Here is a 20,337-nt window from a genome sequence, read left to right on the forward strand (position 1 = left end):
CGGCATCCCACCTCCGGGTGGGATGACGAACTCACCCGGCGGGGTAGCTCAGGTGGTTAGAGCACACGGCTCATAATCGTGGTGTCGCGGGTTCGACTCCCGCCCCCGCTACCTGGCAAGGCAGTATCTCGAGAGTGCGATCACCTCAGTTGCGCACTCCTGACAGAAGAGGCAGCAGTGGCCAAGTCAACCGACATTCGCCCGAAGATCACCCTGGCGTGCACGGTCTGCAAGGAGCGGAACTACATCACCAAGAAGAACCGGCGTAACGACCCGGATCGTCTTGAGCTGAAGAAGTACTGCCACCGGTGCAACGACCACACGGACCACCGCGAGACCCGCTGACCTCAGGTTCTTCGCAAGGGCCGCTTCGGACTACCGAAGCGGCCCTTTGCCGTTCCCTCAGACAGTCAGAATCGGGCGGCCGCCCTCGTACGCCGTGAGACGCTCGTCACGGGGAGTGAGACAGCAGGACCCGCAGAGCCTGCCGTTGCCGACCTCGCTCGTGTAATACAGACAGCACGTGTTCCGCAGATAGACGAGCTTCCCGGCCGCTACCTCCACCTCGCCGAGCCGCGCGAGCCCGCCCGGTGCCTTCGCGATGAACGTTTGCCAACGCTCGAGCAGGTACGTCGGGTCCACCGTGACGTCCTCGCGCGTTGCGGCACAGAATCCCATCGCGACGCCCGCCGCAACCCCGCCGTACACCTGCCGCAGCCCGGCCCGTGTCCGGTGGTGCAGCTCCTCGGCGAGTGGCAGCAGGTGCTGGCGCAGCACCACGTCGTACAGCGTCTCCATCCCACCGGGGAGGAAGCGGGCAGAGCGTACGGCGACTGAGGCGATGCCGTGCCCGTCGTGCGGTCGGACCCACAGGTTCTGGGGGCGGATGTCGAGGACGCGGCCCTCCAGCGCCCAGAGCAGGAGTGCGGTCGCGGGCGCGCGGCCGGCGTAGAACGACATCATGCTGAGCGCGTTCGCGTGCGCCGTACGGTGGCAACTGGCCTCGTCGTCCCGCTTGAGCAGCTCGGTCAGCTCGGGACTGCCGGGCTCCAGGATCCGGTCCACCCGCAGCCACTCGGAGCCCTCCGGCTCGCCGATCTCCAGCCGGTACCGAGGCGCGTACCTCGCCAGTGCCGCCACTGCCGTCACGTTCAACCCTTCCCCAGTCGGATCATGGGCGGCGGTATCCCGGGGCCAGTCTGCCAGTAGGGTTAGCGGATATGACGATCGACGCCACGATGGTCGGCCGGAGTTACGCGGCCGCCGAGTCCTACCAGGTCGGCCGGGAGAAGATCCGGGAGTTCGCCGACGCGATCGGCGACCGTAACCCGGCGTACCGGGGCGACGACGCGATCGCGCCGCCGACGTTCGCGTTCATGGTCGGCAGCCGCACACTCGAGGAGCTGCTGAACGACGAGGAGCTCGGCCTGCGCCTGGACCGGATCGTGCACGGCGCGCAGAAGTTCAACTACACCCGCCCGATCAAGGCCGGTGACAACATCGCCGCGACCGCCACGATCACCACCGTGCGCAAGGCCGGTCCCGTCGAGGTGATCATGTACGAGACCACCCTGACCACCGTCGACGGCGAGCCGATCGCCACCGCGACGTCGACCCTCTCGCACAACCGGGCGGACGCATGATCGAGGTAGGGACCGAGCTGCCGGCGCTGACGGTCACGCTGCGGCGCGAGGACCTGGTCCGGTACGCCGGGGCCAGTGGGGACTTCAACCCCATCCACTGGAACGACCGGATGGCCGCGGCCCTCGGCCTGCCCGGCGTGATCGCGCACGGGATGCTCACGATGGCGTCCGCGGCACGCGTCGTCACGGACTGGCTCGACGATCCGGCCGACCTGGTGGAGTACGGCGTACGGTTCACCAAGCCGGTCGTCGTACCTGACGACGACAAGGGCGCGAGTGTGATGTTTTCCGCCAAGGTCGACAAGGTCGCGGACGGACTGGCGGAGATCGACATCACGGCGGTAGCCGGCGAGGAGAAGGTGCTCGGCCGGGCCAGGGCGGTCGTGCGGGTCCGGTGAGTACGCACGTATCGCTGGCCGACTACACCACACTGCGGCTCGGTGGGTTGGCCGACAAGTTCGTCGAGGTCAGTACCGAGGACGACCTGATCACCGCGGTCCGGGACGCCGACGCGGCCGGGGAGCCGGTGCTGCTGCTCTCGGGCGGCAGCAATGTGGTGATCGGGGACGACGGGTTCCGCGGGACCGTGGTGAAGATCGCGACGTCCGGCATCCGCGTCGACGCGGACATGTGCTCCGGGGCGATGGTGCACATCGCGGCCGGGGAGGACTGGGACGACGTCGTACAGCGCGCGATCGCGGAGGAGTGGAGCGGGCTCGAGTCGATGTCCGGCATCCCCGGGCTCGCCGGGTCGACGCCGGTGCAGAACGTCGGGGCGTACGGTCACGAGGTCGCGGAGACAGTCGCATCCGTGCGCGTGTGGGACCGCGTCGTCGGCAAGGTCGAGACGATCTTCGCGGGGGACTGCGGGTTCAGTTACCGCAATTCGCGGTTCAAGGCCGACCCGTCGCGGTACGTCGTACTCGAGGTCACCTTCCAGTTGCCGCTGGGCGATCTGTCCGCGCCGGTCGGGTACGCCGAACTTGCCCGGGTGCTCGACGTCGAGCCGGGTTCGCGCGCGCCGATGATCGAGGTCCGGGACGCCGTCCTCGGCCTGCGCCGCAGGAAAGGCATGGTCCTCGATCCCGCCGACCACGACACCTGGAGCGCAGGCTCCTTCTTCACCAACCCCATCCTCGACACCCCCGCCGAGGTCCCCGCCGGCGCTCCCCAGTGGCCGCAGCCTGACGGCCGTGTCAAAACCAGCGCCGCCTGGCTCATCGAACACGCCGGCGTCTCCAAGGGCTTCACCATCGGCAACGCCGCAGTCTCCACCAAACACACCCTGGCCCTCACCAACCGAGGCCAAGCCACCGCCAAGGAACTCCTGACCCTGGCCACCCACGTCCGCACCCAAGTACAGCAATCCTTCAACATCACCCTGGTCAACGAGCCTGTACTGGTGAACTGCACCCTCTAAGGACAGGACGTACTGCCCGTCGAGCCGATCCGCACCGATCGGCTGAGCGTGCCGGGTCGTCACCGATACGACTACCTCCTGTCGTTAGCGGGCCTGTGGACAACTTCCGCGCCAGTCACCGCGAATCCCGCAGTATCGATGGGTGACCGTTGTCGCCGAGATCCTGGCCCGGCTCGGCGGCTGTGCGACAGCGGCGCAGTTGGTCGGCCTGGTCTCGCCTGGGGCCTTGAAAGCGGCGATGCAGCGAGGCGAGGTCGAGCGGCTTGCACGCGGGGTTTACGGTCTGCCGAGTCTCGGAGCGGACCGACTTGCCGCGATCGCGTACGACGGTGTCGTTTCCAATACCAGCGCCGCAACGGCTTGGGGACTGCCGCTGCTCGTACGACCGGAGAAGCCGCACGTCACGGTTCCTGCTCACCGCAGGCCGCGGCCGGGCCGCCCGGCTGAGCTGCACTGGGCAGCGGTCTCGCACGAGGAGCGAGATGCTCGGCTGACGGGCCTGCTGCGAACGGTCCTCGATTGTTCACGACTCCTGCCGTTCGGCGAGGCGCTCGCGGTAGCTGACGCGGCGTTGGCCACTGGCAGGCTGGCGAAGGAAGAGTTGGAAGCTGCGGCCGAGGCGATGCGTGGACCGGGTCGTCCGAACGCGGTACGGGTCGCCGCCACAGCCATCACGCGGTCCGAGAGTTTCCTGGAGTCGATGTTGCGGAGCCTGCTGATCGGCGCTGGGATCGAGGACTTCGAGCCGCAGGTCGTTGTGTACGCAGGCGGTATCCGAGTTCGGGTCGATCTCGGGCATCGGGCTGCGCGGATCGCGCTGGAGGCTGAGGGCTACGAGTTCCACGGGTCGCCTGGTGCGTTCGCTGCGGATTGCCGGCGGTACGACGACCTGGTTGCTGCCGGCTGGTTGGTGCTGCGGTTCACCTATCAGCAGGTGATCGGGGATCCGGTCTGGGTGATTGAGACCGTTCGCGCCGCGCTCGTGGGGCGCTAACGACAGGAGGTATGCCTGTGGAGCTGGCCGAGCTGCGCTGGAGAGCGGGCGTCGGTGGCGGGCAGGAGCTACTACCTCCTGTCGTTAGCGGTTCTGAAAAAGATTTGCGTTGGGGGTAGGCAGGAGGGGCTGGGGTCGCTAATCTTTTGCGCAATCTGGTGGGAGGTGGGTTGTGAGGCGTAAAAGATTTTCTCGGCGGGAGGTGTTGGCCGGGGTGGGGGCAGGGCTGGCGGCTGCTGTGGTGCCGGGGTGTTCCGGTGGTGACGGTGGGCGGTCGGGGGCTCTGCAGGTGTGGGGCGGGGTGCCGGCGGCATCCGGGCCGGCTGATGTGGTGAAGGCGTTCCAGGAGAAGTTTCCGCAGTACAAGGTGAACTACACGCGGTTCGTGAACGACGACCGCGGCAACCTCAAGCTCGACACCGCCCTCCAGGGTGGCGTCGACATCGACGTGTACTTCACGTACTCGCAGGGTGCGATGGCGTTGCGGGCCGGGTCCGGACTGGCGGCGGACCTGACCGATCGCGTGAAGGCGGACCCGGACCTGCAGGTGTTCCTCGACACCGAGCAGCCGCGGTCGTACATCGACAACGGCAAGGTCAAGGCGCTCGCCACCGCGCGGGAGCCGTTCTTCGTGCTGTTCAACGAGAAGCTCCGGCAGCAGGCCGGGGTCGAGCTCCCGCAGTCGTGGACGATCGACGAGTTCCGCGCGACGGCGAAGAAGCTGACGACGGACAAGACGGTCGGCACGTACACGCTGCCCGACGTCGCCCGGATCGCCCTCGGGCCGAACTACTGGTACGACGGAAACCGCTCGAACTTCGGCGATCCGCACTTCGAGCAGGGCTTCCGCCTCGGCCGCGAGATGATCGCGGAAGGTACGGCGTTCCCGTGGACCGAGGTGCTGTCCCGGCATCTTGACGCGTACCAGCAGAACTCGTTCCTCGGTGAGGAGTTCCACCTCTGGTCGACCGCGCCGTTCAACCTGCGCTACCTGTACGACGCGAAGAAGTACCCGCACGACTTCAAGGTCGCGTTCGCGCCGTCGCCGACCGTCGACGGCCAGAACTGGAACGGCGGATCGTTCAGCAACTTCATCATGGTCAACCCGAAGTCGCCGAAGTTCGAGGCGGCCTGGGCGTTCGTGAAGTTCTGGCTGACCGAGGGCGCGACGCCGATGCTCAAGGGCGGCAAGATGCCGGCGCTCGGCAACGTCACCGACGAGCAGATCGTTTCCGGAATGCTCGGAAAAGAGCCGGAGAAGTACTTCGACCTCGACTCGTTCCGGCGCGTCGTCCTGGCGTCCGATCCGAAGCTCGCGACCGACACCCGGCTGACCGGATTTCCGGAGATTTCCCTGGCGGTGAAGCAGCAGCGCGACCTCTGCTGGCTCGGCGAGAAGGACCCCGGCGTCGCGATCCGTGAGGTACGGCGGCTCGCCGACGCCGCGATCGCCCGTAACGAGAGGAGGCCCTGATGGCCACCGCCACGGTCGTCGCGGCCGGCACCGAGGCCCGGACCGAGCAGGGCTCCGGGATCCGCCCGTCCGGCTGGATCGGGTTCCTGTTCATCGCCCCGAACCTGCTCGGCGTGATCGCGTTCACGTTGATTCCCCTGATCAGCGTCGTGGTGCTCGCCTTCACGGACTGGAACCTGGTGTCCGGCCTCGGTGGCATCACCTTCAACGGCATCGACAACTTCGTCGCGATCGCCCGGGACCCCGGGTTCTGGCACGCGATCGGCCTGACGCTCGTGTACGTCGTGGTGTCGGTCCCGCTCACCGTCGTCCTCGGACTCGCGCTCGGGATCGCGCTCAACCGTCCGCTCCCGGGTCGCGCCGTACTCCGGGCGATCTTCTTCCTGCCGTACATCGTCAACGTGGTCGCGATCGGCATGACCTGGTTGATGCTGATGAACCCGAAGGCCGGTCTGGTGAACCAGGTCCTCGACGCGTTCGGGCTCCAGCCGGGGTGGTTCGCGTCCTCGCACTGGGCGCTGCCGGCGCTGATCGTGATGGCGGTCTGGGGCGGCGTCGGGTACTGCTCGCTGATCTACCTGTCCGCTCTGCAGGATGCGCCGCGGCAGCTGTACGAAGCGGCCGACATCGACGGCGCCTCCGCGTGGGCGAAGTTCCGCGTGATCACCTGGCCGTCGTTGCTGCCGACAACGATCTTCCTGCTGGTCACGCTGATCATCGGGGCGTCGCAGGGCTTCGGCCTGATCGCCTTGATCACCGCGGGCGGTCCGGGCGACGCGACCACCACGATCTCGTACTACATGTACCAGACCGGTTTCCAGTTCTACCGGTTCGGTTACGCGTCGGCGATCGGCCTGGTGACGTTCGTCGGCGTACTCGTCCTGACCCTGCTCACCTGGCGGGCGCAGCGAGGGAGGGCCCTCAATGACTAACAAGTACAGCAAATGGATCTGGGGCGTGCCGCTGTGGATCCTCGCCATCGCTTTCCTGGCACCGTTCGCGTGGATGATCTCGACCGCGCTGAAGCCGGACGTGGACGCCTACAAGATCCCGATGCAGTGGATCCCGGACCCGTTCCAGTGGGACAACTTCAGCACAGTCCTGAGCGGGGCGACCTCGGTCCTTCCCGCGTTCGGCCGCTCGGTGTTCGTGGCGCTGCTGCGGGTCGCGGGGGAGCTGATCACCGCGACGATGGCGGGCTACGCGTTCGCCCGGATGTCGTTCAAGGGCCGGGACAAGCTGTTCCTGCTGTACCTGGCGACGGCGATCATTCCGGCGCAGCTGCTGCTCGTTCCGCGGTTCATCTACTTCCAGAAACTCGGGCTGTACGACACGCTCTGGGCGCTGGTCCTGCCGGGGATGTTCACCGTGCTCGGAACGTTCCTGATGCGCCAGTTCTTCGTCAGCCAGCCGGCGGAGTTCGCCGAGGCCGCGCGGATGGACGGCGCCAACGAATGGCGGGTGTTCACCCGGATCTACTTGCCGTTGGCAACGCCGGTGATGAGCGCGCTCGGCATCCTCGCGTTCGTCTGGTCCTGGAACGACTACGAGACGCCGCTGGTGCTGATCAGCAACCCGGACCGGTACACGCTGCCGCTCAGCCTGACGAACTTCGTCGACGAACAGGGCCAGATCGCGCCCGGCCTGACGATGGCCGCCTCGGTGATCTCGATCGTGCCGGTGCTGATCGTGTTCGTCGTCCTGCAACGCCGCTTCATCGCTGCGATGACTCATACAGGGATCAAATGATGCAGAACGTTTCAGGTGTCTTTCCGCATCTCGCGCAGATCGGCGACTTCGGACCGCCGCGCAGCGAGCTCGGTATCGGCTCGCTGATGCCGTGGAACGGGAAGCTCTACGTCCAGAACTACAACTCCCACAAGGCGCGGTCCGGTGCGGGTGTCAGCCTGCGCCGGGTCGACGCCGACCTGTCGATGGAAATCGTTCCGGAAACTCTCGGCGTGGACGGAACGTACACCAACCGTTTCGTGCATTTTCCGACGTCGAAGCTGGTCCTCGGACCGCACGTGATTTCCGCGGACCACAAGATCGTGACGATCCCGGAGCTGCAGCCGTTGCGGGTCTGCGGTACGTCGCGGCACCTGACGAAACCGGACACGCACGTGTACGTGCTCGCGATGGAGGGCGAGCTGTTCGAGCTCGACGTCACGACGTACGAGTGCAGGCAGCTCTTCGATCTCAACAACGAGCTCGGGACCGACGGCGAGATGAAGGTCCACTACAAGGACTGCTACACGAGTTTCGGCCGGCTCGTGGTGTGCTCCAACGAGTACGCCGAGCCGGAGTGGGCCGGCGAGCGGTCGCGCGGCCGGCTGGCCGAGTACGACGGTACGTCGTGGAAGATCCTGCGGGACGATCCGTTCACCGCGATCGGGGGACGGCACGAGTTCGGCGGGACGATCTTCGCGACCGGGTGGGACCGGGCGTCGGCGATCCTCGAGGTGTTCACCGAGGCCGACCAGCAGTGGACCCGGTACCGGCTGCCGAAGGCGTCGCACTGTTTCGACCACAAGTGGCAGACCGAGTGGCCGCGGATCCGCGAGGTCGAGCACGAGCGGCTGCTGATGGACCACCACGGGATGTTCTACGAGGTGTCGCCGTGGGCGTACGGCGGCCGGATCTGGGGTGTCCGCCCGATCTCGACGCACCTGTGGGTCCTGGGCGACTTCTGCTCGTGGCGCGGGATGCTCGTGGCGGGTGCGGACAACGCTTCACCGAGCCATGGGCTCAACCCGACGACGGCCGAGCCGCAGTCCGGGCTGTGGTTCGGGAAGACCGACGACCTGTGGAGTTTCGGAAAGCCGGCCGGGTGGGGTGGGCCGTGGTGGGAGACAACGGTTTCCGCCGGCGTCCCGTCCGATCCGTACCTGATGACGGGCTTCGACGGAAAGTGTCTGCACCTGGAGAACTTCTCCGACATGCCGCTGACGATCACGGTCGAGATCGACTTCCACGGGCACGGCCGGTTCGGCGCGGTGGAGACGTTGACGGTCGAGCCAGGGCAGATCCGGTCACACGTTTTCCCGCCCGGGTTCAGTGCGCACTGGGTACGGGTGGTGAGTGATGCCGACGGCGTCGCGAGTGCCCAGTTCGTCTATACGTGATGATCACGGAATGGATTCCTCGATGGAACGAGCCGGCAGTCCGAGTCCGTTGCAGCTCGTCAAGCGGGCCCTGCCCGAGCTGAACGGTGCGATGCAGCGGGTCGCCGAACACATCCTGGCGAACCCGGACGAGGTCGCGCGCGGTTCGATCACGAAGCTGGCCGAGGCCGCGCAGACCTCGGCCGCGACGGTCACCCGGCTGTCGACCCACCTCGGGTACGCCGGGTACCCCGCGCTGCGGGCCGCGCTGGCGATGGAGGTCGGGCGCGGTCTGGAGGCCGGCTGGGCGAGCGACATCGGTATGGCGATCGGCCCGGCGGATCCGCCCGAGCAGGTGCTGAACGTGCTCGCGTCGACGCAGGCGAACGCGCTGCGGAACGCGTTGGCCGCGATCGACCTGACCGCGGCCACCCGGGTCGCGGACGCGATCGCCGGCGCCCGGCGGACCCACATCTACGGCGAGTGGGGCGACGCGATCCCGGCCCGCGAGCTGTACATCCGGCTGCTGCGGATCGGGATCCCGGTTTGGTTCTTCGACGGTCCGCAGTCATCGCAGATCGGCGCCGGCTTACTCGGCGAGGGCGATGTCGCGCTGACGGTGACGCGGTCCGGCACCGATGCGACCACGCTCGACTTCATCAAGCGCGCCCGCGAGGAGGGCGCGCTCACGGTTGCGATCACCGGGATGCCGGACGCGCCGATCGGCCGGATCGCCGACGTCACCCTCGACACCGGTACGCCGAACGGCGCGAACTGGACCGAGTTCTTCGCCGGCCGCGCGAGCGACGTACTGACGGCCGGCCTGCTGTTCGTCCTGGTCGCGCAGCGGGTGCCCGATCACCTGACCGCACATCATCCGAACGGGCCGGGGCAGCCCGTCGTACAGCGAGATACCTGAAAGGCTTGTGCATGCAGCAGCTCGAGGTCCAGTCCGATCTGACCGTCGTCGGCGGCGGGCTCGCCGGGATCTGCGCGGCGATCGGCGCCGCGCGGCAGGGGAGCACCGTGGCGCTGGTGCAGAACCGGCCGGTGCTCGGCGGCAACTCGTCCAGCGAGGTGCGGGTGTGGGTGTGCGGGGCGACCGCACACGGCGTCCAGAGCTTCGCCCGCGAGACCGGCATCATGGGTGAGCTGTTCGTCGAGAACCAGTTCCGGAATCCGCTCGGAAACCCGTACTACTGGGATCTCGTGCTGCTGGAGGCGGTCCGCGCCGAGCCACGGATAACGCTGTACCTGAACACCGACGTCCGGACCGTGGAGGCCGCGGACGGCGAGATCCGGTCGGTGACCGGGTGGCAGATGGGGTCCGAGAAGGAGATCCGGTTCGTCAGCCCGGCGTTCGTGGACTGCTCGGGCGACGGCCTGGTCGGCGTCCTCGCGGGAGCGGAGTACCGGACCGGGCGGGAGCCGCGTTCGGAGTACGACGAGTCGTGGGCTCCCGACGTACCGGACTCGAACACACTTGGCAGCACGATCCTCTTCTACAGCAAGGACGCCGGGGAACCGGTGCGGTTCGTGCCGCCGTCGTTCGCCCGGGACGTCACGGAAACCGCGATTCCGGAACGTCGCGTGATCCGGACCGATATGAACGGGTGCGCGTTCTGGTGGATCGAGTGGGGCGGTGAGCTGGACGTCGTCGACGACAACGAGGCGATCCGCGACGAACTGCAGGCCGTGGTGTACGGGATCTGGGACTACATCAAGAACTCGGGGCAGTTCGACGCGGACAACCTGACCCTGGAGTGGATCGGGTCGGTACCCGGAAAACGTGAGTACCGGCGGTTCCTCGGCGACCACGTGCTGACTCAGCACGACGTGCTCGACCAGACGGAGTTCGACGACCGCGTGGCCTTCGGCGGCTGGTCGATCGACCTGCACCCGCCCGGTGGCGTGTACGCGGCCGAACGCGGATCGAAGCACTGGCATCCGGACGGCAACTACCACATTCCGCTCCGTTCCTTGTACTCACGGAACGTCCGGAATCTGTGGATGGCGGGACGGAACATCAGTGCGAGCCATGTCGCATTCGGTACGACGCGGGTGATGGCGACCTGTGCGTTGCTGGGTGAAGCAGCCGGCGTCGGCGCAGCTGTTGCCCTGCGCAACGGGTTGACGCCACGCGAGCTGGCGCACGACCGGTTCGGCCTGATGAAGCACGCGCTGACCCGGGCCGACTCGTCGGTTCTGGGCGTCATCGACGACGACCCGGAAAACGCTGCATTGTCGGCGACCGTCACCGCGTCCTCCGCCCTGACCCGACCGGTCCTCGAGGTCTCGTCCGGAACGCTGCCGCTGACCACAGACCTCGGAATGGTCATTCCGGTCGACCCCGCGCTCGACGGTTTCGAGTTACTCGTCGACTCCACCGGAGGTTCCCTGACCGTCGAGCTCCACGACCCGGTCAAGGCGCAGAACTACCTCCCGGCCAAGCTCGTCGACTCCTGCACCGTCGAGGTGCCGCCCGGCGAGAAGCGCTGGATCCACGTCCCGTTGGCCTGGCGTCCGTCCGCTCCGTCCAACGCGTTCGTCGTACTGCGAAGCACACCGGACATCTCCGTACACACTGCTGCGACGGGACTCCCCGGCACGGTTCACTTCGCCCGTCGCGATCCGGCGCCCGACGAGCAGTGGACGGAGCAGTTCCGTGCCTGGAAACACGTCCTGCCCCGCGGCGGCCTCTGCATCCGCCTCGGCGAGACCGCGGCGTACGCACCCGAGAAGGTGATCGGCGGCTACTCCCGCCCGTACGGCGGCCCGAATCTGTGGTCGTCCGAAGACCTCGCCTGGGACTCCGAGCCCTGGCTCGAACTCGCCTGGCCCGAGCCGGTCGATCTGTCCGAGATCGTCGTCATCCTGGACGCGGACGTCCAAGAGGACCTCATCAACCTCCACCATCACCGCACGCCGTTCGAGTCGCTCCCCACTCTTGTGGCGGACTACGACGTGGAGGTCCGCAACGGCGACGGCCCGTGGCAGCAGATCGCCCAGGTCACCGACAACCACCATCGCACCCAGCACCACCGTTTGGAGACCCCCACCCGAGTCACCCAGCTCCGCCTCACAACCCGACGTACCAACGGCGCCCCACGCGCGCACGTGGTCTCCATCCGCGCCTACTCGTCGGCTCAGTAACGCCACTCGAGTTCGTGCTCCAGCATCCAGTGCGTCAGAGGCTCAGCCGCACCGGCCGACGCTGCACCCGTCAGTAGGTCTGCGAGGACTTGTGCGGGTGCGGCGAGCCGGATGCCGCTGTCGGTCTTCCGGGAGCGGGTGTACACCACATCCCCGGAAGGCTCGGCCAGGATGATGGCCCTGCCCCTGGCCGGCACGAGCTCCCACACCGTGGCCGCAGCTCGCGCATCGGGGGTGTAGATCACGGTCGGGCCGGCCGGTGTCTCTGGCACCCACACCCGTGCCGCATGCGCGCCGCTGACCGCGTGACGAACTGGTGTGGCTGCGACGCGGTCCAGGAGCGGCTGGGCGCCGTGCTTGCTGCGCCAGTACGTCACACGGACGTCGCGGCTGAAGCGGACCTCCTCGTTCCAGCGGCGGAGCAGAGTGAGCCAGCTCGGTACGGCGATGACTCCGGGCGCCTGACGCTCTACGAGTTCTTCGCGCTCGAGCCGGTTGACCACCCGCCGGATGATCTGTGCCGGAACGCCGGTGGTCGTCACGAGGTCATGGGTGGTCCAGAGGCTGCGGAAGTCCAGGAGCGCGCGGATGATCAGCGAGGCCGCGTCACCGGCCAACGGGCTGGTTGTGGTTGCGCTCATGGGTTCGCTCCGCTCGGCCGGGCTCCGAGCTGGAGGGTTGCGTAGGTGGTCCACTCGTACTGGTGGTGATCGCGGTTGAGGTTGATGAGGCTCACGCGGCTGATCTCGGTTCTGGCGACGCCCCCGGCCAGAGCGTTGACGCGTTGGCGGAGCGGCTCGGCAGGGGCAGGCTGGTTCCAGTAGCCGAGTGAGACGTGTGGGTCGAGCTCGGGCAGTGCGGGCACGGAGTCACTGCCCCAGACGTCGGTGATCGCGGCACGGAGCTGTGCCCGCAGACGGCGCAGGCGGTCGACGGGGGAGACCGGGAGCTGCAGGCTCTCGGCGTCGACGACCGCGGGGCCGAGCTTGATCTCGAACGGCCGGAAGTACTCGAGTCGGCGCTGCGCCGCGTCGATGATCGGGTCGAGGTCCGACTGCGGGACCTTGTCGGCGAACCCGATGCCCTGCAACGTGAGGTGCAGCCATTGGACCGGTACCGGCGTAATCCCGGGCAGCGAATCGACCAGCCGCCGGTACGCCGCGTGCACGTCGGTCAGCACGGCGTCGTTCGGGAAGACGACGTGCCATGTGTAGAACGATCGCCCGGGCCGCCAGTTCGGGCGCCAGTACCAGTGATCGCGGACTTCCTTGATCATGTGTGCTCCTCGATCACGCGTCGTCGGTTCGGGGTGGTCAGCCGCGTCGGCAGTCCCGGCTGCTGGGTGAACTCGGCGATCCGGTCCCGCAGCATCCGGCCCTTCGGGCTGCGCGCGTACGGCGCTGTCAGGGCGGCGACCTCGGCGACACGCTGGATCAACGGGCGCACGCGGTACTCCGGCTGGAGCTCCAGCACCGGGTCGACCGCCTCGATCGCACCGTCGAGGTGTCCGAGGAGCAGCCGCGCCTTCGCCTGCTGGAGGCGGGCCATCCGTTCGGAGCCGGCGTTCCGGAGTGCGTACGGGACGGCCTCGAACAGGGCGATGCTGTGGTCGGCGTGATCCGCGGTGCGCTGGGCGTCGCCGAACGCCAGGTGCGTGTCCGCCCACAGTCCTTCGGCGCGTTCCGGCGTACAGAGCAGGACGCCGCCTGGTTCCGAATCGGCGGGGCGGACGGCGAGGGTTCGGGCGACGTCGAGGAGGTCACGAGCCTTGTCAGTGCGTCCGGCGCGGGCGTGGTCGACGGAGGCGGCGCTGGCGAGGAAGAGTCTGGCCGTGCCGGCGTTGTACCGCAGGCCGTCCTCGGCGTACGCCGCCGCGCGGGCGAAGTCCTCCTGCCAGAACGCGGCGGTGTGCTGGGTGGCGCGGATCCAGCCCCGCAGTACGTCGTGATCCGCGGCCTCGGCGCAGGCCCACGCCGTCCGGGTATGACCCTCGGCGATATCCGGCCGGCCGAGATCGACCGACATCCACGCGAGCAGCGTGATCGCCCAGCCGGCGGCCGCGTACAGGTCACGGGACTGGCGCGGCGACTGGTTGCCGGCCAGCAGCCCGAAGGCGCGGTCGCGGATCGCGCGGCTCTTCGCGAACAGCGGCCGGATCGGCGTCCGCAGGTAGGACTGCGCGATCCGCTCGATGTCGGCCTGCAACTGTTCGACGGTGAGCTCGCCGACGTTCGACTCCTCGGCGAACGACAGCAATGCGATCGACTCGTCGCCCGCGTTGACCAGGTCGTCGTCGTGGCCGGCCATCGACGCCGGCGGCGCCAACTCCGGCTCCGTCAGGGAGACGCCGGAGGGCGGGAAGAAGCCGAGGTCGTTGTCGGAGGCAACGCCGAGCACGTGGCGCAGACCGGAGCGGTACGCCGCGCCGGGCCAGCGGACCGCGCCGCGTTCCAGCTTGGCGATGTAGTGGCCGTCGAGCTCGTACTTGATCTCGGTCGTGTCCCAGAGCCACGCGCAGATGGTGTCGGCCAGCTCGCTCCGGGACATGTGTTCACCCGGCGCGCGCCGTGAGGGGGTGCGTTCCCGCGCCTCGCGGAGAAACTCGTTCGGCCCTGACATGGCGGTAACTGTAAGACGCCGAACACCCTCTGCGACGGCGAAATCGGGTCCTGTGGACGATCTGCCCCAGGCTGCCCCGATCTGCCCCGATCTGCCCCGAATCCCTGTGGAAAAAGGGGTTCTCGACCGCCGTGGATGGTCCGCGGCGACGAATCGACGGTGATTTCGGCGCGCGTTGACGGTTGCTGAGCGTGAGGAAGGTGGGGCATCCCGGGGCAGATAGGGGCAGCCCCTCGACGATGGACCTCTAAGAGGTCCCGCGAGTAGGTGGCCCTCTAAGAGGTCTCGCGAGTAGGTGGCGCCTGCTACGCGCCGCCCCGCGGGCACTGGGCGGCGTTGTCGTCGGTCGACAGGACTCCGTCCTGCCTCCCTCCTCCGCCTTGCCCAGCACTCCGCTGGACGACGCTCGCGACGGCGCCACCTACTCGCGAGACCTCTAAAGTTGTGGGATGCCCGAGGAAGCCGTGACGACGTTGCATGCCGAGCTGGAGCGGTTCGGGCGGGCGGAGGAAGGGCTCGCGCTGCTCGAGGTGTTCCTGGAGGTGGCGCGGCCGCGGTTGGGTGCGGTGGTGCTGGATCCGGTGGGACTACAGCTGCCGACGGAGCTCACCGACGATCGCCTTGTCGTGCAGAAGTTGATCGACGAGATCGAGCAGGAGCCGCAGGGCAAGGCGCGCGCCGTCGAGCGCGCCTTCGACATGGACGACGAACAGGCGCGCTGGGATTACGTACGCCTCGCCTACAGCTCGAGTCAGGCGACAGTGTGGAGCCGTCGCCAACGTACGACGTACTTCGAGGCGTCCGGCCGCCACAAGGCGACGTACTGGCTGCCGGACAGCCTGAAGGTGCAGTACTTCGACGCGCTGACCTCCCGCGGGTGGGCCATCCCGGAGGAATGGCTCACCGCGGTGGCGAAGCGGCCCAAGCCGTGGTGGAAGCGTGGCGGCCGCTGACTGTCAGCCCATCGCCGGCAGATGGGTCAGGGCTTCGGCGACTGCTGACTGGATCTCGGAGTCCTCCCAGGTGCGGTCGGTGATGGCGTTGGACAGGTAGGCGTCGTACGCGGCGAGGTCGAGGTGACCGTGGCCGCAGAGGGCGGTGAGGATAACCTTCTCCTCGCCGGATTCCTTGCAGCGTTGCGCTTCTTCGACGGTGGCCGCGAGGGCGTGGGTGGGCTCGGGCGCGGGGACGATGCCTTCGGTCCGCGCGAACTGGACTCCGGCGGCGAAGCACTCGGACTGTGGTTTGGCGACCGCCTCGATCTCGCCGGTCTCGTAGAGATGGCTGATCAGCGGGCTCATGCCGTGGTACCGCAGGCCGCCCGCGTGGATCGGATCGGGGATGAAGTCGTGGCCCAGCGTGTGCATCTTCATCAACGGCGTCATCCCGATGGTGTCGCCGAAGTCGTACGCATACGTGCCCTGGGTGAGTGACGGGCACGCCGCCGGCTCGACCGCGCGCACAACCGGAGACATCCGGCCGGCCCATTTCTCCCGCAGGAACGGGAACGCCAGGCCGCCGAAGTTCGATCCGCCGCCGGTGCAGCCGACGATCAGATCGGGGGTCTCGCCCACCATCGCGAGCTGCATCAGCGCCTCTTCGCCGATGATGGTCTGGTGCATCAGCACGTGGTTGAGCACCGAGCCGAGCGCGTAGTGCACCTCGGGATCCTGCACGGCGGCCTCGACCGCCTCGCTGATCGCGATCCCGAGCGAGCCGGTGGAGTCGGGGTCACCGGCGAGGATCTTCCGCCCGGCCTCGGTCAGGTCGGACGGACTCGGGTGCACGGTCGCCCCGAACACCTGCATCATCGTCCGCCGGTACGGCTTCTGGTCGTACGACGCCCGCACCTGCCAGACCTCGCACTCCAAGCCGTACTGCGCGCAGGCGAACGCGAGCGCCGTTCCCCACTGGCCGGCCCCAGTCTCGGTCGTGAGCTTCCGGACGCCGGACTTCGCGTTGTAGTACGCCTGGGGGACCGCTGTGTTCGGCTTGTGTGATCCCGCCGGTGAGACGCCTTCGTACTTGTAATAGATCCGGGCCGGCGTATCGAGCGCCTTCTCCAGCCGGTGCGCGCGATACAACGGACTGGGCCGCCACAGCCGGTAGACATCGAGCACCTCACCCGGAATGTCGACGTACTGCTCCTGTGAGACCTCCTGCAGGATCAGGTCCATCGGGAACAGTGGCGTGAGATCGTCCGGCCCGATCGGTTGCCCTGTACCCGGATGCAGCACCGGCGGCGGAGGCGTCGGCAGGTCGTGCAGCACGTTGTACCAACGGGTCGGCAGCTCTTCCTCTGGCAGCAGGATCTTCGTCGGCGTCATGCACGCAAAGTTAGGCCCGCACCGCCCCCCGGACAATGACCTGAACCGGAACGCAACCAGCACTTATCCGGAACTCGACAACCCCTCCAGCACCCCACCGGCGCGCACACGGTAGACGACATCGGACGGCTGCCGTGTACCGAGCGCATCCGGTACGCCGAGCCGTCGCAGCAGCATCCGCCCGATCATCTCGTGCGACACCAGCAAAGGCCGCCGTACGCCGCTCCGTCCGACCTCCTCCAGCACCCGTCCGGCGCGCACCTCGCCGTCCGCGTAGCTCTCACCCTTCGGAAACCGATAGGTGTACTTCTCCCGCTCCCGCGCATCCCGCTGCCCCGGCCAGCGCGCGTCGATCTGCCCCGACTCCAGACCCGACCACAACCCGTGGTCGATCTCGGCCAGGTCGTCGACAACTTCGACGGTCAGACCGAGCTCAGAAGCGATGATCGAGGCCGTACGCCGTGCTCGCTCGAGGGGGCTGGCGAAGATCGCGTCGATACCTTCGCCGGCCAGCAACTGGGCGTTCCGGTGGGCCTGTTCGAGGCCGAGCGGAGTGAGTGGCGAGTCGAGACGCCCTTGCCGGCGGCCGGCGACGTTCCACTCGGTTTGGCCGTGGCGGGCCAGGTAGGTCAGGCCGGGACTGTGGCGGGGGTTCCCAGCCATTCGTCGATTTCGGTGAGGAGGGTTTTCTGGACCTCGGGTGGGGCGGTGGAGGCGAGGACCGAGCTGCGGGCGAGGTCGGCCAGTTCGGGGTCGGTGAAGCCGTGGACGATGCGGGCGGTCTCGTACTGTTCTGCCAGGCGGGAGCCGAAGAGCAGCGGGTCGTCCGCGCCGAGCGCGATCCGGGCGCCTGCCTCGTAGAGCTTGCGGAGCGGGACGTCCTCAGCACGCCGGTAGACGCCGAGCGAGACGTTGGACGCGGGGCAGACCTCCAACGCGATCTGCGCGTCGACGACGCGCTTCAGGAGGTCAGGGTCCTCGACGGAGCGGACACCGTGGCCGATGCGGCCCGCACCCAGCTCGTCCAGACAGGTGCGGACAGTCGCCGGACCACACAGCTCGCCACCGTGCGGCGCCGCGAGCAGCCCGGCGTGGCGGGCGATCCGGAAGGCCGGTTCGAACTCGGACGTCGTACCGCGCCGTTCGTCGTTCGACAGGCCGAACCCGACCACGCCACGTCCGACGTACTGCGATGCCAGCCGCGCCAGAGTGCGGGCGTCGAGCGGATGCCGGGTCCGGTTGGCGGCGATGATGACCTGGACGGCGATCCCCGTCGACGCCGACGCGTCGCGGGCTGCGTCCAGCACCAGGTCGGTGAACTCGGTGATGCCGTGGAAGCGGCTCGCGTACCCGGACGGGTCCACCTGGATCTCCAGCCAGCGCGAGCCGTCCGCCCGGTCGTCCTCGGCCGCCTCACGGACCAGACGCCGTACGTCGTCCTCCGTCCGCAGCACCGAGCGGGCGATGTCGTACAGCCGCTGGAACCGGAACCAGCCACGCTCGTCCGCCGCCGACAGCTCCGGAGGCCAATCGGTCCGCAGCGCGTCCGGGAGCCGTACGCCGTGCTTGTCCGCCAGCTCGACCAGCGTCAGGTGCCGCATCGACCCGGAGAAGTGCAGATGCAGGTGTGTTTTCGGCAGCACCCGCAGATCCCGCTGCGTCATTACCGAAGGTTACCGATCCCCTACCTGCCCCGCGAAATCAGCTCAGCAATTTGGCAATCCGGCCGAGGCCCTCGGCCAGGTCGTCGTCTCCCAGCGCGTACGACAGCCGCAGGTACCCGGGCGCGCCGAACGCCTCACCCGGCACGACCGCCACCTCGACCTCGTCCAGAATCAGATCGGCCAGCTCGGCGGACGTGGTCGCCGTACGTCCGTTGATCTGTTTGCCGAACACGCCCTGGACCGACGGGTACGCGTAGAACGCGCCGGTCGGCTCGGGGCACTCGACGCCGGGGATCTCGTTGAGCATCCGGACCATGGTGCGGCGGCGCCGGTCGAACGCGACCTTCATCTCGTCGACCGCGCTCAGGTCGCCGGACACCGCGGCGAGTGCGGCCCGCTGGGCGATGTTGCAGACGTTCGAGGTCTGGTGCGACTGCAGGTTCGTCGCGGCCTTGATGACGTCTTTCGGCCCGATCATCCAGCCGACCCGCCAGCCGGTCATCGCGTACGTCTTGGCGACACCGTTCAGTACGACGGTCTTGTCGGCCAGCTCCGGTACGGCGACCGGGATCGAGGTCGCCCGTACGTCGCCGTACGTCAGGTGCTCGTAGATCTCGTCCGTGATGACCCACAGGTCGTGCTCGAGCGCCCAGCGACCGATCGCCTCGATCGCCTCCGGGCTGTCGACCGCACCGGTCGGGTTCGACGGTGAACAGAACAGGAGAGCCTTGGTCTTCGAGGTCCGGGCCGCCTCCAGCTGCTCGACGGTGACGCAGTAGTTCTGCGACTCGTCGGCGAGCACCTCGACCGGTACACCGCCGGCCAGCCGGATCGTCTCCGGGTACGTCGTCCAGTAGGGCGCCGGCAGCAGCACCTCGTCACCCGGGTCGAGCAGCGTCGCGAACGCGTTGTAGACCGCGTGCTTGCCGCCGTTCGTGACCAGGACCTGGGAGGCCTCGATCTCGTACCCGGAGTCCCGCTTGGTCTTGTCCGCGATCGCCTGCTTGAGCTCCGGCAGGCCACCCGCGGGGCTGTACCGGTGATTCTTCGGATCCCGCGCGGCCGCGACCGCCGCCTCGACGATGTAGTCCGGCGTCGGGAAGTCCGGCTCGCCGGCGCCGAACCCGATCACCGGGCGCCCGGCTGCCTTGAGTGCTTTCGCCTTGGCGTCGACCGCCAGCGTCGCCGATTCACTGATGGCGCCGATCCGCGCCGAGATCCTGGAACCCATGCGGCCCATCCTGGCACCACGCCGTACGGCGGTGCTCCCGGGTTTCACGGGGTGGGCGGGGAACGCGCCGGGGGCACCGTCCGTTCAGACCTACTGGAGGCTGTATGGTTCTGTCCGCGGTGCGGCGCCCAACCAGGGGTCGTGCGGGCAGGGCCAGGCCGAACTGTTGCCGAGAGGCTGAGTTCGACCAGGTGGCTCGAACCCCGTACACTTCTCTAGGTCCGGGCGTTGGTGGCCCTGATCCGGCATGCCCGAGATCAGGTCCGACGCGGCGTCCGGATGGATTGCAGAGGGCACTAGCTCAACTGGCAGAGCATCGGTCTCCAAAACCGAAGGTTGGGGGTTCAAGTCCCTCGTGCCCTGCAAATCCTGACCGGCGCAGGGCCGGTCAGGCCGCCGCTAGCGAAAGAGGTAGGTCGTGACGGAGACGCGCACCCCGGCACCGTCCGGCGCCGGCAAGCCTGCGGAAGGGAAGCAGCGCCGCGGCCTGCTGCGCTTCTACCGCGAGGTGGTCGCCGAGCTCCGCAAGGTCGTCTGGCCGACCCGCAAGCAGCTCTCCACCTACTTCGTGGTCGTTCTGACCTTCGTGGTGTTCGTCATCGCGATCGTCTCGGTCCTCGACCTCGCCTTCGGCTGGGCGATGTTCAAGATCTTCGGCTGAGGCTGCCCACCACGATCCGACCGTAGGTCCCGGGCTCCTGACCCGAC

21 protein-coding genes and 2 tRNA genes are annotated in these 20,337 nt (G+C 68.0%); 15 read left to right on the plus strand and 8 right to left on the minus strand.

Going from position 1 to position 20,337, the window contains the following annotated elements:
* Positions 1–37: 37 nt before the first annotated feature.
* Together EV647_RS28930 and rpmG are read left to right on the plus strand one after the other, a co-directional pair.
* Positions 38–111, plus strand: a tRNA-Met gene (locus tag EV647_RS28930).
* A 66-nt stretch (positions 112–177) separates the two neighbouring features.
* Complete coding sequence (gene rpmG / locus EV647_RS28935; RefSeq protein ID WP_130384703.1) at positions 178–345, plus strand: 50S ribosomal protein L33; 168 nt, start codon at positions 178–180, stop codon at positions 343–345.
* A gap of 57 nt (positions 346–402) precedes the next feature.
* On the opposite strand, the gene EV647_RS28940 is transcribed toward rpmG, so the two are convergent.
* The gene (locus tag EV647_RS28940; RefSeq protein WP_238177444.1) at positions 403–1,149 is read right to left on the minus strand and encodes a (2Fe-2S)-binding protein; all 747 of its coding nucleotides are present in this window, start codon (positions 1,147–1,149) and stop codon (positions 403–405) included.
* Positions 1,150–1,220: 71 nt separating this feature from the next.
* Between EV647_RS28940 and EV647_RS28945 the strand changes: the two genes are divergently transcribed.
* The 10 genes from EV647_RS28945 to EV647_RS28990 all read left to right on the plus strand — a co-directional run bounded on the left by EV647_RS28945 (position 1,221) and on the right by EV647_RS28990 (position 11,788).
* Positions 1,221–1,643, plus strand: a complete 423-nt coding sequence (locus EV647_RS28945) for a MaoC family dehydratase N-terminal domain-containing protein (protein WP_134008394.1) — start codon at positions 1,221–1,223, stop codon at positions 1,641–1,643.
* Positions 1,640–2,041, plus strand: a complete 402-nt coding sequence (locus tag EV647_RS28950; protein WP_134008397.1) for a MaoC family dehydratase — start codon at positions 1,640–1,642, stop codon at positions 2,039–2,041. Before EV647_RS28945 ends, EV647_RS28950 begins: the two co-directional genes overlap by 4 nt.
* Positions 2,038–3,063, plus strand: coding sequence for a UDP-N-acetylmuramate dehydrogenase (locus tag EV647_RS28955; RefSeq protein ID WP_134008399.1), 1,026 nt, complete (start codon positions 2,038–2,040; stop codon positions 3,061–3,063). Before EV647_RS28950 ends, EV647_RS28955 begins: the two co-directional genes overlap by 4 nt.
* Before the next feature lie 142 nt (positions 3,064–3,205).
* Positions 3,206–4,057, plus strand: a complete 852-nt coding sequence (locus EV647_RS28960; protein ID WP_134008402.1) for a type IV toxin-antitoxin system AbiEi family antitoxin domain-containing protein — start codon at positions 3,206–3,208, stop codon at positions 4,055–4,057.
* Positions 4,058–4,271: 214 nt separating this feature from the next.
* Complete coding sequence (locus EV647_RS28965; protein ID WP_238177445.1) at positions 4,272–5,531, plus strand: ABC transporter substrate-binding protein; 1,260 nt, start codon at positions 4,272–4,274, stop codon at positions 5,529–5,531.
* Complete coding sequence (locus EV647_RS28970) at positions 5,531–6,463, plus strand: carbohydrate ABC transporter permease (protein ID WP_134008405.1); 933 nt, start codon at positions 5,531–5,533, stop codon at positions 6,461–6,463. The genes EV647_RS28965 and EV647_RS28970 overlap by 1 nt, the downstream gene beginning before the upstream one ends.
* A complete protein-coding gene (locus EV647_RS28975; RefSeq protein ID WP_134008407.1) occupies positions 6,456–7,280 on the plus strand; it encodes a carbohydrate ABC transporter permease in 825 nt (274 codons plus the stop codon). The genes EV647_RS28970 and EV647_RS28975 overlap by 8 nt, the downstream gene beginning before the upstream one ends.
* On the plus strand, positions 7,277–8,656 hold the full coding sequence (locus tag EV647_RS28980; protein WP_134008410.1) for a hypothetical protein: 1,380 nt from the start codon (positions 7,277–7,279) through the stop codon (positions 8,654–8,656). Before EV647_RS28975 ends, EV647_RS28980 begins: the two co-directional genes overlap by 4 nt.
* 22 nt (positions 8,657–8,678) lie before the next feature.
* Positions 8,679–9,554: a MurR/RpiR family transcriptional regulator gene (locus EV647_RS28985; RefSeq protein ID WP_238177446.1), complete on the plus strand. Its 876-nt coding sequence runs from the start codon at positions 8,679–8,681 to the stop codon at positions 9,552–9,554.
* Between the two features lie 11 nt (positions 9,555–9,565).
* Positions 9,566–11,788, plus strand: coding sequence for an FAD-dependent oxidoreductase (locus EV647_RS28990; protein WP_134008416.1), 2,223 nt, complete (start codon positions 9,566–9,568; stop codon positions 11,786–11,788).
* Here the strand turns inward: EV647_RS28990 and EV647_RS28995 are convergent.
* From EV647_RS28995 to EV647_RS29005, 3 genes are read right to left on the minus strand one after another with little or no spacing between them, the layout of a single operon-like run.
* Positions 11,782–12,429: a hypothetical protein gene (locus tag EV647_RS28995; RefSeq protein ID WP_134008418.1), complete on the minus strand. Its 648-nt coding sequence runs from the start codon at positions 12,427–12,429 to the stop codon at positions 11,782–11,784. The two genes, EV647_RS28990 and EV647_RS28995, sit on opposite strands and share 7 nt — an antisense overlap.
* Positions 12,426–13,064: a 2'-5' RNA ligase family protein gene (locus EV647_RS29000; RefSeq protein WP_134008421.1), complete on the minus strand. Its 639-nt coding sequence runs from the start codon at positions 13,062–13,064 to the stop codon at positions 12,426–12,428. Before EV647_RS29000 ends, EV647_RS28995 begins: the two co-directional genes overlap by 4 nt.
* Positions 13,061–14,407: a hypothetical protein gene (locus EV647_RS29005; protein WP_134008424.1), complete on the minus strand. Its 1,347-nt coding sequence runs from the start codon at positions 14,405–14,407 to the stop codon at positions 13,061–13,063. Before EV647_RS29005 ends, EV647_RS29000 begins: the two co-directional genes overlap by 4 nt.
* A 449-nt stretch (positions 14,408–14,856) precedes the next feature.
* Here EV647_RS29005 and EV647_RS29010 point away from each other — a divergent pair, with 449 nt between their 5' ends.
* A complete protein-coding gene (locus EV647_RS29010; RefSeq protein WP_134008427.1) occupies positions 14,857–15,360 on the plus strand; it encodes a hypothetical protein in 504 nt (167 codons plus the stop codon).
* A gap of 3 nt (positions 15,361–15,363) precedes the next feature.
* On the opposite strand, the gene EV647_RS29015 is transcribed toward EV647_RS29010, so the two are convergent.
* The 4 genes from EV647_RS29015 to EV647_RS29030 all read right to left on the minus strand — a co-directional run bounded on the left by EV647_RS29015 (position 15,364) and on the right by EV647_RS29030 (position 19,629).
* Positions 15,364–16,734, minus strand: a complete 1,371-nt coding sequence (locus EV647_RS29015) for a TrpB-like pyridoxal phosphate-dependent enzyme (protein WP_134008430.1) — start codon at positions 16,732–16,734, stop codon at positions 15,364–15,366.
* A 63-nt stretch (positions 16,735–16,797) separates the two neighbouring features.
* The gene (locus EV647_RS29020; RefSeq protein WP_134008433.1) at positions 16,798–17,397 is read right to left on the minus strand and encodes a histidine phosphatase family protein; all 600 of its coding nucleotides are present in this window, start codon (positions 17,395–17,397) and stop codon (positions 16,798–16,800) included.
* Positions 17,364–18,398, minus strand: coding sequence for an adenosine deaminase (locus EV647_RS29025; RefSeq protein WP_134008436.1), 1,035 nt, complete (start codon positions 18,396–18,398; stop codon positions 17,364–17,366). Before EV647_RS29025 ends, EV647_RS29020 begins: the two co-directional genes overlap by 34 nt.
* A 37-nt stretch (positions 18,399–18,435) precedes the next feature.
* Positions 18,436–19,629, minus strand: a complete 1,194-nt coding sequence (locus tag EV647_RS29030) for a pyridoxal phosphate-dependent aminotransferase (protein ID WP_134008439.1) — start codon at positions 19,627–19,629, stop codon at positions 18,436–18,438.
* A 290-nt stretch (positions 19,630–19,919) separates the two neighbouring features.
* Here EV647_RS29030 and EV647_RS29035 point away from each other — a divergent pair.
* Both EV647_RS29035 and secE read left to right on the plus strand, forming a co-directional pair.
* Positions 19,920–19,992: transfer RNA gene (locus EV647_RS29035), tRNA-Trp, on the plus strand.
* 55 nt (positions 19,993–20,047) lie between these two features.
* A complete protein-coding gene (gene secE, locus EV647_RS29040) occupies positions 20,048–20,290 on the plus strand; it encodes a preprotein translocase subunit SecE (protein ID WP_134008442.1) in 243 nt (80 codons plus the stop codon).
* Positions 20,291–20,337: the final 47 nt, after the last annotated feature.

Origin of the sequence: Kribbella sp. VKM Ac-2566 (assembly GCF_004366005.1) — a bacterium.
GTDB lineage: Bacteria > Actinomycetota > Actinomycetes > Propionibacteriales > Kribbellaceae > Kribbella > Kribbella pratensis.